Raw genomic sequence first — 13198 nt, forward strand, 5'->3', positions numbered from 1 at the left:
GAAAAACAAAAAATCTGCCCCCCTATAGAAGAAAGAAAGGTATATAAAAATGACCAAGCAACTGTGGGAGAACATCACCCAACTCAGCTCTACCTCTCATAACTTCGTCGACCTCATTGTATCCGTCCTGCGAAGCCATCTATCAGATGTTACGTTCTCAATCGTTCCAGTGTTTTTCTCTGCATAAGGTAGTTCGCACCTAAAACACAGAACTCCCCTGGTTGAGTTATAAAACCTCAACCAGGGGCAAAACTATTTATCACATACCGTTTTCAGTTCACTAACATCCGTCGCTAGTAAAAGCTAAGGCAAAACAAGCAACCTGTTTTATAGCTAAAGAATTCTCAGCGGTACAACCCAAGATACGTACAACATCTTATATATGAATTAAACCTAATGATTCTATTGCTTTCCCGGCCCACGCACCCCGCAAGCTATTACCTCTTAACCCTCAAGCACTATCCGTAATGGATCATAGTTATAAGTACGCAGTAACAGCACTATAAGCGCGCAAAATCTCACTCACTCTATAACCAACAAGAAGATTTTTGAAACCTCTTTTATTGTTGCATCACAATCAGTAGGATGCCTGCACCATAGCTTTTTAGTCATTTACTGGCTGCTGAAGAAAAATTATTATTACACTTATTTTATTGGTGTTGCGAAAAAATATCCCATAATATACCTGGCTACGTACAAGCCACGTTCTTCATCTCCTAGATGAATAGCTTTACCCCTCTTCAGAAAGAAAATAGCAGGATTTATGAAAAATCGTATTGAATGGCTCGACGTTGTTCGAGGAATCGCACTGTGCGGAATTGCATTTGCCAATATTCGATCCGTATGGAATTTCACTGCTCCGTACGGCTTTTCCCATGATCTTATGCAATTATTGGTCCAGCAGCGCTTTTTCCCAGTCTTTTCCTTCTTATTTGGCATCGGATTCGGCTTAATGTGGTCAAAGAACTACGATCGTCTTCCCTTGCTTCGCCGATTCTTATTCCTTGGTGTCTTAGGTGGGCTTCATCAGTTGCTACAACCGGGTGAAGCGCTTTTGCCCTATGCCATAACCGCTTTGGTTATTCTTCTTCCCTCTACTTATTTATCCCGTACGTGGGTTCTAATACTCGGGATCATAGCAACAGTTCTTGCCGTTCCATTCGGTGGAATGCTGCTGATCCCTGGTTTATTCCTCTTAGGTAGCAGCCTTGCACAGGCTGGAATTCCTGCGGTATTAGCCGAAAATCGCCGTATCCCAACATATGGGCTAATTATTTCAACGCCTATTGCGCTTATCGCTGGCTGGATACAATGGCAAAACAAAATCAATGCCGGTTTTAGCACTGAATCTGCTATCGCTGGGCTTGCCATGGCTGTTATGTGGGTTTGTTTCGTGCTTCTTGCAATGCATACCCCAGCTCGGTCAGTGCTGCAAACAGTTTTTGCACCTATGGGTCGTCTCGCACTTACTAACTACATTGGTGCGACGCTTATTATGCTGGCTACAGCCCCATTTGTTAGTCTTCCTAATTCCTCTCAAGCATGGGACATCGCGTTCCTATTTGTTGCTGGAATGCTTATTTTCCAAATGGTATTTAGCTGGATATGGGATCGCACTTTCGGTCAAGGGCCACTAGAGCGGCTCTGGCGAATGGTAACCTGGTGGAATTTCACACCTAAGCGTTCAAATAGTCATAACGCAGCTCAAACTACTGCTCAGTAGTAGTTTTCCGTTGAGAAGATACGACAACAAAAATTCTTCTTACCTTCTTTGTTCGTTTTGTTCGTTTTTTAGCATCTTCGTCATACCCCGAAGCGTGCTCTCGGTAATTATTTTCCTAGCTTTTCACTCAAAAATAGAATCTATTAGGACATAAAATCGCCTTCTACCTGCCAGGTATTTTTGTAAACCTAGCTGGTAGAAGGCGATTTTGATTATATATCAAGCAAGTTAGCTAAAATCTGAAACTCTTAGCGCTGGAACTGCTGGAGAAAGTTACGAATCTGCTCGCCAAAGAAGTGATTAACCACTCCAAAAATCCCTACGATGCTGGCAAGACCACCCAAGACGCCAAGAATAATCTTCCAGGTATTAGAAAGCGAAGAATTATTTTGTTCGTCGGTATCAGGAATATCTGGCTTTTCTTCGAATGATTCAGGAACAAATTTTGGATCATAGACTTTCCTTAACACATACGTTTCTTCAGCCTCGCCTTTTGAAGCATCGTAGGCGGAAACATAAAAGGTTCCTTCATCGAGTTGAAGTAACGGACCATGATGGTGTGACGCTGTTTTCGCACCTGAAGGAATAGCTATATCTTCAAGCACTCGGCCATATTTATCTGGTGTATTATCCTGAATTTTTTTGAAAGTTTTTATGTCAACATGTTTAAGAATGCCGTCTTTGCTGTCCAAAGCTATAACAGTACCTTCATTGGTGATGAAAGCATTGCCCCATGATTTTATATCTGATGCTGTACCACGAACTGGATTTTTGCCTTGTAGATCGATTAGTTTCTCGTTCTCGTATCTAAAAGACTGGGCAACAACATGAGCTTCACTGGAGTTATCGTTGAAACGAATGATTAGGTTGCCTTTAACACGGGCGGAATTAGACTTAAGGTTTGGCCAAGCCATAGCAGATTCAGGTAAAAATCTGGCTGGTTTTTCCTTATTACGAGGGTTAATAGATACCATCAACCCATAGAAATTTGTGCTGTTTTTCTTAGCACTACTGCCATTAGCATTAAGAATAAACGTTCCGTCTTCCATGGGAAGAAGTTCGGTTGCTGCTGGTGAGAAGCTATATGAGTTTCCATAAACATGCTCTGCATCAGTAAAGCCATATTCTTTGACTAGTTCTTGATCACTAGGAAGCGAAAGAGGAACAATCGACTTGCTATTGATAATAGCGGTTTGCTTTTTGGAGACCGCAACGACGTCGCCAGTGTGAGGATTGTACCCAAGAGTAGTTACATCATCGTTGAACGTATAAACAAGTTTTGGTTCACTGAATCCAGTTTTTGTATGTACGTGTATTTTATAGACATTCTTATAGTTACCTTCAATGTTTTTAACGTAGTAAAGGTCGCCATTTTTTTCGTCAAAAGTGACTGCACCATACCAGTTCAAATCAACATCTTTGAAGTGCTTTTCGTTTAAATCTCGGTCTAAGAGGGAAAAACCAGTTTTATCGACCTTCGATCCAGTGGAATCCGCTGTGGCAACAATGACGTGGCCTTTAAATTTGAAGAGCTCACGGTGGTTTTCGTAGAGCACCTCATTATTAAAGCTCTGCGGTGATACAAGATACTTCGCATTGTCGGTAGATAACCGTTTATATTCTGATTGATCACCGGTTAGCTTCGACTTATCAAAATTAAAAGTAATTGGGTCTAATCCACCACCAACGGTATAAAAATCTGAGAATGTTTTATTGCCATCTGTGGTCAATGTTGCAGGTATTTCAGACCACGTAATTTTATTGTTTTCGTCTTTAAAGTCGGCATTAGCCGTATATAGCTGTGCTATTGGCTTGGTTTCAGTAATACCGTCGTTGGTATATACGTTTCCGTCAGGATATTGTTTTGAAGAAATTTTGGCGAAAACATACGAACCAGCTTTGCTTATCACAATACGCGGGTTCTCAATTTTTAAATCCAACTTACAATTGGTGTATTTAGTATTATCGTCACAGTATTTTTGGTAGCGAACACCACCTTTAAACTTCGCCTCGAGTTTTTCGGTCTCCTTGTCATAGGTGACAGACTCTAGGTCAAAAGTAAATTGATTTTTACGTTCGTTTTGTGTTGCCCCATCAAGCATTTCAGTAGGCCCACCAGAATAATTATTAAATGAGGAACGTACACCCCAGGTAAGGGTATTTTCTTGGCCTTTTCGGTCTTGGGTACCAACAGGTTTTTTCCCTGGCTCAGCATCTTTAACCGTTACATTGTTTTCACCAGTAGTAACAGAGTTATCGTTTATATCCTTGGTGGTTTTATCAGTCTCTGTTACCGTTTCGACGGTATCTTTAAGATCATTAACAGTTTCTTCTTCTTTTACCACAGTATTTGGCGCAATATCAGAAGTAGCAATAGGGTCAACATTGCTTATGTCTGTAGATACTGACTCTGCGAAGGCATGAGGGGCAGTCAAAGATATAAGTGTTGCGCACGCTATCGTTGTGGTCAGCAGGTGACGGAAACGTTGATTCTTCACCGAATGGCTCCATTTCAACAATGAATCTAATGAGGGGACGATGGCATATCATATATACCTTCAAATAGGTTAACCTAACCTATTTATATTTTGGTTAACCCCACATACCCCTCATGATCTACCTGAAACCCAAATAGCACCAGTAACCAAGCGTCCCCCATTAGCCACCAAACATGCCTAATGCGCTTATCACCGCTACGCACAATCCCTAGTAAGCAACATTGTCGTGCATAAACTGCATCAATCATCAATGAAACAATCGTCGACAAATATTTTCTGGGGCAACGCAAAAACATAGAAAGCACATCACAAAGGAAGGGCGCGTTTCCCAAGTGAATCAAACTTGGAAAACGCGCCCGTTACCCTTATTTTGCCTTAAAAGAAAGAATGAATCTCAAGAAGAATCTCTCATACATCACACAAGCTGTAACTTCGCAATCATCAAGCCCCTCAACTCTATGCGGCAGTCCTTTTACCTGCGCGACTCTTACTACCTATCAAATGGCCTCCCGAGTCTCATTATTATTGCCTTTGCCTGTAGCCGGTTGTTTAACCTGCCAACACAAACGACTATATCTGCCACCATCTCAACCAGCAATGATTTAAATAAATGCTGTGACCTGCACTTTTAATATAGCTGTGTGCAAACTGTGAGACTAAACACCTTATTGATATATGCTCTGACCTGCTATTTTTCCTTTAAGAAAAAAGGCAATAAATAATTCTTATTTCTCACTGTGAACTTATTAAATGTTTACTACCAGCACTAATAGGAAAAATACACTTTGAAAATCATATAAAAAGAAATATTTATTTCACACGGAAAATAACGCTTTATCCAGGGGTTTTAAAATCATTTTCATTTTTACTTATTCGTCAATCCCATAAACCTACCATTAGCATTTTCTTCCATGCACGTTTCCGCTTCCCCGCTTTCCCCGGAACTGACCACCGAAGTACTGCTCGCTAGCGAGCACGATATCTCTACCGCACTTGTTTCTTTTGCCTGGATTATGAGCGCCGCTTTTCTAGCGCCGTTAATCTCATATGCAACTGGTAAACGCATTCCAGCAGTAGTACTTGTTATCGCCTTCGGCGTTATTATCGGCCCCCATGGCTTAGGGCTAGCCAGCGAAACAGGAGGGGTTAGCCTACTTAAAGAACTAGGCCTTGGCATGCTCTTTCTTTTAGCTGGTTATGAGATAGATCCCGATAGCCTTCGGAGTAAGGAAGGTAAAAATGCCGCTAAAACCTGGCTACTTTGTGCCATTTTTAGTTTTATCGGCGCATATCTTATTGCCGGTAGAAATATTCTTTTAGCCATAGTGCTCGCCCTAGCTATGACCTCTACTGCCATTGGCACCCTATTACCCATTCTTAAACAACAAGACATCCTGGAACAACCAGTTGGAAAATCCACCTTGATTCATGGTGCTATCGGCGAAGTCTGCCCGATTCTAGCAATGGCACTTCTCTTATCTGCACGAGCAACCTGGCTCACGGCAATAATATTGCTGCTTTTTACCCTTATCGCCATTGTGGTAGCGCTGGTACCACGCACCGTTCATCGCCTTGCTCCTTGGGTAAGCAAAGCACTGCTTGATAGTGCCAGTTCAACTAACCAATCAGTGATGCGCCTGGTTATTTTAATACTTGCTATCTTAATGGCAGTCGCAGCAGTCTTTGAACTCGATGTGGTTCTTGGCGCCTTCGCAGCAGGCTTTATTCTGCGCCAGCTAGTCCCAATACAACATCGCCATACAGTAGCAGATCGGCTAGATATTATTGGTTACGGGCTTTTTATCCCTGTATTCTTCGTCTGCTCGGGCATGAATATCGATCCTCATGCAGTAGCAGAAAAACCCTGGTTGCTGCTTACTCTAATCCCGCTCATCTATATTACTCGCGGACTGCCTGTCTTTTTGCGGGAAAAATATTCCAACACCGGTTCTGGCATAAACAATACGCGCGATCAAATAAAACTCAGCCTCTATTCAGCAACTGCACTACCCATTATTGTTGCGGTCACTGAAGTAGCTACCAGCTCTGAGATTATGTCTACAACCAATGCCTCTATGTTAGTTGCTGCTGGTGCAGTTACTGTTTTAGTCTTCCCACTTAGCGCAGCGTTGATCAAACCAGTAAAGATCGAAAGTAATCGTAGACAAAGCTAAAGCACGTTCCATCTTCCAGCATGAAGACAATTGTCTCTAAGTTTGCTAAGCGTGGTTTTCCACACTCACCACTCGTCAAAACCCACTACAATTTGTTACAGTTTGGAACTAATGTGAATAAAGTGGCCTATGTGTTTTAGTTACAGTTAAACAGCTAAACTGCCACCTATATTAAGGAGTTCCATGTCTACCTTGAGCCGCCGTCGTTTTCTCCAGGCAGCTATGCTTACCCTTGCCGGTGGAGCTGGTCTAAGTATCGCGCAGGCACCGCAAGCACACGCACTTGGTGCGGTGCGTGGCACTATCATTGATTTCTCCGCTGGGGTACCTAGCGCACAGGCTATTAAAAACGCAGGCCATATCGGCGCGATTCGGTATGTATCCCAGCGTCGTCCAGGAGCTGAGTGGATGAAGGGTAAGCCTGTTACGCTTGCTGAAACTCAAGCAATGGCGTCGGTAGGTATGGCTACTGCTTCGATTTATCAATTTGGCCGTGCCGAAACCGCCGATTGGAAACAAGGCGCAGCTGGCGCTGCGATTCATGCACCTCAGGCCATTGCTTTGCATATAGCTGCTGGCGGACCAACGAATCGCCCTATTTACGTGGCTATCGATGATAACCCGACCCACACAGAATATACCTCGCTTATTCGACCATATTTGCAGGCGTTCCAAACTGCCCTCAAGGCTTCGGGATACCAGATGGGTGTCTATGCCAACTACGCCACTATCGATTGGGCAGCCGCTGATGGGCTAGGGGAATTCTTCTGGCAACACGATTGGGGTTCACAAGGAAGAATTAATAATCGCATCAATATTCACCAGGTTGCTGGTAAACGAGGTGTTATTGACGGTATCGAGGTTGATATTAACCATGTTTACACTGCTGACTGGGGTCAATGGACACCGGGGCAAGCAGCGCCACATATCCCGAATATCCCATCAGGCAATATTGCGATTCCCGATCTCAACCAGCTTTCTTCACAACTGCCAATTCCACCGGAATTAAAAAACCTGCCCATGCCTACCCAAGATCAGATTAATCAGGCATTAAAAATCATTCAGTCATCTAGCTAATAGCTAACCAAGTTAACTGCTAGTTGCGCTGTGGAGGTTCTGCGATTGCAGAACCTCTTTGTGCTTGAACATAGTGATTAAGATCGTCGGCATCGCCTTGCACCATAGCAACTACAACATAACCATCGCCGAAACTAGCCGAAGAAAATAAAGTATGGTCGTTGCTCCAAGCTAGTTTGCTTCCTTCAACACCGTTAAGAAGAGCAGTACCAAAATTTTGTTCCGTGCCATCGGCTGCCGCAGGGGCTATGGTACGCATCCACTCTAAAATCGGCGATTGCGGATTATTGCGAATAAGCTGATAGAGAAAATATGCCACATCAAAACTCGAGGTTTGCGAATATCCCCAGTGCTCAGCGGGTTTTGTAGAGTATAAATGATACTTTTTAGCGATTTCGGCAATACTTTCCGGATAGCGTTGAAAAAGAATAGTCGCCATATCATCATTAGATTCCCGAATCATCGGTTCTACCATGCCACGCTCAATTAGGGTGCCATGAGAAAGCACATAATCAGCAATATACAGCTTGGACAGGCTCAACGCTGAACGAGCTAAACGCTGCGAGCTAGTTCCCTGCCAGGTTCCGTCGCCAAGCGAAATAGCAGTAAATTGTGACCGTTCTTCATCAAAAATAGGTTCAGCAATAGGGGCAACGTAGAGCTCCGATGGATGCGTAACTGCTATTTTCTGGGTTGGAATAGGCGTTTTTTCGCTACTATCAAGTGCCCAAAAAGCCGTAGCAACAAGTAGTGCGCCACAAGTAAAAGTACTCATTACTTTGGCCATAGGCACTACGAAAGCAGAATTTTCCACTCACCCTCCATAAGATAAAAAGATTTCATTTATCATACGTGTTAGATAACCAGGACCAGAAAGAAAGTGAAGACCTAGTCCCCCACCTTTTTGCTTAGCGACGCCGGAACACCGGCGACCGACCTTCTTGTCGTGCCCGGCGCGCTTCTAGCACATCATCACTTTGCCAGCATTGAGTAAAAGAGTTTTGTGGTTCAAAGATCGATGTATTGTATGAAATATCCTCATAGTTATTGAGCATTTTCTTATGATGGGCAATGGCAAGTGGTGCCAAAGAAGATATTTCTTGAGCAAAATACCAGCTACTTTCAGCGGTTTGTTTTTCTAATGCAAACCCTGATTCTATTGCTTGAACAGCAGATAACCGATAAGCAGCCATCAATATCCTGCGTGCATAACCACCACCAAGTAGATTATGGGCACGCTGGATAGTCCAAGAATCAAGGGCAAAACCAAGTTTGGTTGCCGGTATACTAAACCATGCTCGCTCCCCGACTAATCGGAAATCACAGGCTAAGCTCAACTGCATCCCTGCACCAACTGCGGGACCATCAATATCAGCAATAACTGGTAGTTCTACTTCGCACAGAGCACGCAACATTGCTGCGAGACTTTCGCGAAAGCCATCGCTATACACTCCCGCATTGCTTTTGTCTGCCGTAGTATCCACAGGTTGGCTTAAATCTGCACCAGAACAAAAAGCTCGTCCTTCGCCGCGAATAATAATTGCCCGAATAAGATCCTCATTTTTTGCCTTCTGCTCAGCATCAACAACAGCGTGCTTAATTTGATTACATAAATCAATGGAAAGCGCATTGCGTTTTTCTGGGCGGTTAAGTTTAAGAATTCGAATTTTTTCTCGATCTTCAACTAATAACGTTGTCTTCATTTATCCCATCTCAGCAGAAAAAATTATCGGATCGGTCTGTGCCACGCTTTATTATCTTTCACAGCTTTTCGACGAATATCCATAAACTAAAAAACAAAAACCGCACCTACCAGCATATTCAATGCTACTAGGTGCAGTAAAAGCAAAAGCAGTATTAGTCGCCGAGGCTAATGAGATCGATGACAAAAACCAAGGTACGACCAGATAATGGATGTCCGCCACCTGCTGGGCCGTATGCAGCCTCCGGTGGGATAACAAGTTGACGGCGACCGCCAACCTTCATCCCCGGAATGCCTTCTTGCCAGCCGGCAATCAAACCAGATAGTGGGAAGGTGATGGACTCGCCTCGATCCCAGGAAGAGTCAAATTCCTGGCCGGACTCATACTCAACACCAACATAGTGGACTTCGACCAAACCGCCTGGCTGTGCTTGCTCGCCGGTACCTTCAATGATGTCAGTAATAACAATGTCTTCTGGTGCCGGGTCGGTAGGGACCTCAATATGGGGTTTTTCCATGGGTTGAAACTCCTGGGATCGTTTAACAAATCTTGCTCAACTCATTAGTGAAAACACATATCTGGCATATTTTTTTACTATGCCAATGCTAAAGTCGAGCACCGCAAACCCATTGTACTGGGTAATTACGTGCTCGACCTCAAAAAGCAGCTCAGAAACGCTAATGAAACTACATTCTTATATTCTCTTTAGCTTTTCTTATTGATATGTCTACTTAATCCCATTAACTTACTAACTGACAAAGATATAGCTTGATTGTATGGACCTTCCCACCAGCTAGTAAGTATCAATATTGTTCCATTAATTCTATCAACGCGATGCGCGTGGAGTTACTTTACGTAGCTTTTCACCAGTATAAATCTGACGAGGACGGTTAATCTTTGTCATTGTCGCCAGCTGCTCACGATACTGGGCGATCCAACCTGGTAAGCGGCCAATAGCAAACAATACGGTAAAGAACTCCGTCGGAAAGCCCATTGCTCGGTAGATTAAACCGGTATAAAAATCTACATTGGGATATAGCTTGCGAGAGACAAAATAATCGTCGTTTAGCGCAATATCTTCTAGTTTCATGGCCAGATCTAGCAAGGGATCCCCACCAAGGTGTTCTAGAATCTCATGTGCGGTCTCTTTAACAATGGCTGCTCGCGGATCATAATTCTTATATACTCGGTGCCCGAATCCCATAAGACGAACGCCTTTTTCTTTGTTCTTGACCCGGTTCATAAACTCTGTCGCATCTCCGTTGTGATGCTTGTCGATATCTTCTAGCATCTCTAGCACGGCTTGATTAGCTCCACCATGCAACGGGCCGGACAACGCATTAATACCACCGGCAATAGCGACAAACATATTTGCCTGTGCGGAACCGATCATACGAACCGTTGAGGTAGAACAGTTTTGTTCATGATCTGCATGCAAAATAAGCAGACGATCAAGAGCCTTAGAAACAATTGGATCTACCTCATAAGGCTCGGTCGGGTAGCCAAACATCATGCGAAGGAAGTTTTCTCGTGCATTCAGCGAGTTATCTGGATACATATACGGCGCACCTTTTGATGCTCGATAAGCATAAGCAGCCAGCATCGGTATCTTCGCTAGTAGCCGCACGGTAGCTTTATCCAGCTGCTCTTCGTCAAGCGGGTCAAGTTGATCTTGGTAGTACGTCGACAAAATATTTACTGAGGACGCCAGCACTGCCATGGGATGAGCATCGCGAGGAAAGATACTAAATTGCGACTTAAAATCTTCATGCAACAAGGTGTGATGTCGGATTTCATTATTAAAAGATCGCAATTCTTGCTGGTTAGGCAGATGTCCTTTAATAAGTAGATAAGACACCTCATTGAAGGTGGCATTTTCCGCTAGATCAGCGATGTCATAACCGCGATGGCGTAAAATTCCTTCGTCACCGTCGATATAGGTAATTTTGGATTCCGTAGAACCAGTGCTCACATATCCAGGATCAAAGGTAACTAACCCAGTCTGAGCCAGCATATTACCTAGTACGATGCCATCATTACCCTCAGAGGCCTTGACAACATCCATTTCAAATTCGCCGCCTGGGTAGTGCAGTACGGCTTTGTCAATGTTTTCAGTAGCCACAGCGTCCCTTTCTGTCATCATATTTTTGCCTCGACGAGCACCAATAATCAGCAAGGGCAATTAACGGACACCAAGGTTTCAGAAGTGTACCGAAAAATCCATTGCTACCACCAGTAACTCTGATATCGCTTATCGACGTCCACCACAGTGGGTGCACATCATTTATTATCTGTCCACTATCACCTACCACGGTACGCCTAGCACCGGGTAAGAGAACTTATGCTCGATGTTTATTTTTATCTCGGCACCAACTTGCAGGCTGCACCAAGTATCCACCGCACATAACGTGGGATAGTGCACAGTGTAACAAAATCTGTGATCCATTCGACAAGCCAAACCAAGGTAATGCAAATACGCAGCTCATATTGACCCAAATCACCCCCACTACTCCCCTTTTCTACACCCGATTAACATTTTTTTCTATCTATAAATGTGCTTTATTGCCCACATATCACACTTATAGGTGCCATCTTCAGCGCCCTTCACCCCACAACACGGTGCAGAAAAACGCACTACAGCCCACCAATTACCAATAGGGCTATAGAAAATCAATCAAATTCACGATAGTATTTCTATAAATCATTCGAAATTTTCCTATTCCTGCCAGACCACTGTATTTTTCGTTTTGGTTTATAACTGCAGGGGTAGCCGATGCAGAATTATTTCCCTAAAAACCTAGCTAAGTAAATAGAAAGCCTTGTCACATGAGTAACCAATCTCTTAATATTCCGCGCGATCTTATCCCCAGAGATCCTCGCTTTGGCTGCGGTCCCTCAAAAGTTCGCCCAGCACAAATTCAAGCTATTGTCGATGGTGCACACACAATTATTGGTACCTCACACCGACAACCAGCGGTAAAAAATGTTGTGGGCAATATCCGAACAGGATTAACAGAACTATTTGCACTCCCCGACGGCTATGAAATAGTGCTTGGCTTAGGCGGGGCAACTGCCTTTTGGGATGCGGCTACTTTTGGGGTCATTCAAAAGAAATCTGGACATTTAAGTTTTGGCGAGTTCTCTGCCAAGTTTGCCGCAGCTGCGAAAAAAGCTCCTTGGTTAGATGATCCAACCATTATTGAAACCACCCCTGGTCATGCGCCCGATCCAGTAGCCATAGATAATTGCGATGTATTGGCCTGGGCACATAATGAAACCTCTACTGGCGCTATGGTGCCGGTAGTTCGCCCGATAGGTTCCCAAGGTTCGCTTATCGTTATTGATGCCACCTCTGGTGCTGGTGGTTTACCTGTTGATATAAGCCAAGCAGATATTTATTATTTCTCACCGCAAAAATGCTTCGCTTCTGATGGCGGATTGTGGATAGCTGCCATGAGTCCAGCTGCACTAGAGCGCATTGAGCAAATCAACGCAAGTAATCGTTTCATTCCAGAGTTTCTTAGCTTGCATACAGCCGTCGAAAATTCGCGCAAAAACCAAACCTATAACACCCCAGCTGTGAGCACCTTATTAATGCTCGAAAACCAGGTGCAGTGGATGAATGATAATGGCGGTCTTGATAAAATGGTTCAGCGCACAACAGCAAATGCCGAGGCACTTTATAGTTGGGCCGAACAACGGGTAGAAACAACTCCATTTGTCAGCGATCCAGCACATCGTTCCTTGGTGGTGGGCACAATCGACTTTGCTGATTCCATTGATGCAGCTCAATTGGCTGCGTTATTGCGCATGCAGGGCATCTTAGACATTGAGCCTTATCGTAAGCTTGGCCGTAATCAGCTTCGAATAGGTATGTTCCCTGTGATCGACACGGCTGACATTATCAAGCTCACCCAAGCAATTGACTTCTTGCTTGATCAGGGTGCAGCACAAGCCTAAACCAGTATTTATTAACGGCGCACGCAGATAGTTACGACTTTTGCGTTACAGTAGTGCTGATAC

Annotated in this window: 9 protein-coding genes; 4 read left to right on the forward strand and 5 right to left on the reverse strand. The window is 43.9% G+C overall.

Features of this window, described 5'->3' with window-relative positions; genetic code table 11:
- Positions 1–763 precede the first annotated feature (763 nt).
- Positions 764–1723 (forward strand): DUF418 domain-containing protein, encoded by a 960-nt coding sequence (locus tag UL82_RS08390; protein ID WP_046440357.1) that lies wholly within the window; start codon positions 764–766, stop codon positions 1721–1723.
- Positions 1724–1971: 248 nt separating this feature from the next.
- Here the strand turns inward: UL82_RS08390 and UL82_RS08395 are convergent, their stop codons facing one another.
- The gene (locus tag UL82_RS08395; protein WP_046440359.1) at positions 1972–4221 is read right to left on the reverse strand and encodes an HtaA domain-containing protein; all 2250 of its coding nucleotides are present in this window, start codon (positions 4219–4221) and stop codon (positions 1972–1974) included.
- A gap of 1013 nt (positions 4222–5234) precedes the next feature.
- On the opposite strand from UL82_RS08395, the gene UL82_RS08400 reads away from it, so the two are divergent.
- Positions 5235–6395 carry a cation:proton antiporter gene (locus UL82_RS08400; protein WP_232009558.1) on the forward strand — a complete coding sequence of 387 codons (1161 nt, stop codon included), beginning with the start codon at positions 5235–5237 and terminating at the stop codon, positions 6393–6395.
- Positions 6396–6578: 183 nt separating this feature from the next.
- Positions 6579–7472, forward strand: coding sequence for a DUF1906 domain-containing protein (locus UL82_RS08405; protein ID WP_046440362.1), 894 nt, complete (start codon positions 6579–6581; stop codon positions 7470–7472).
- Between the two features lie 19 nt (positions 7473–7491).
- Here UL82_RS08405 and UL82_RS08410 read toward each other — a convergent pair whose 3' ends face one another.
- The 4 genes from UL82_RS08410 to UL82_RS08425 form a co-directional block, all read right to left on the reverse strand.
- On the reverse strand, positions 7492–8286 hold the full coding sequence (locus UL82_RS08410; protein ID WP_052735925.1) for a hypothetical protein: 795 nt from the start codon (positions 8284–8286) through the stop codon (positions 7492–7494).
- 94 nt (positions 8287–8380) lie between these two features.
- Complete coding sequence (locus UL82_RS08415; RefSeq protein ID WP_046440364.1) at positions 8381–9175, reverse strand: enoyl-CoA hydratase; 795 nt, start codon at positions 9173–9175, stop codon at positions 8381–8383.
- Positions 9176–9329: 154 nt separating this feature from the next.
- A complete protein-coding gene (locus UL82_RS08420) occupies positions 9330–9692 on the reverse strand; it encodes an FKBP-type peptidyl-prolyl cis-trans isomerase (protein ID WP_046440366.1) in 363 nt (120 codons plus the stop codon).
- A gap of 309 nt (positions 9693–10001) precedes the next feature.
- The gene (locus UL82_RS08425; protein ID WP_046440368.1) at positions 10002–11315 is read right to left on the reverse strand and encodes a citrate synthase; all 1314 of its coding nucleotides are present in this window, start codon (positions 11313–11315) and stop codon (positions 10002–10004) included.
- Positions 11316–12001: 686 nt separating this feature from the next.
- On the opposite strand from UL82_RS08425, the gene serC reads away from it, so the two are divergent.
- Complete coding sequence (serC, locus tag UL82_RS08430) at positions 12002–13135, forward strand: phosphoserine transaminase (protein WP_046440369.1); 1134 nt, start codon at positions 12002–12004, stop codon at positions 13133–13135.
- Positions 13136–13198: the final 63 nt, after the last annotated feature.

The organism is Corynebacterium kutscheri (assembly GCF_000980835.1).
Classification (GTDB): domain Bacteria; phylum Actinomycetota; class Actinomycetes; order Mycobacteriales; family Mycobacteriaceae; genus Corynebacterium; species Corynebacterium kutscheri.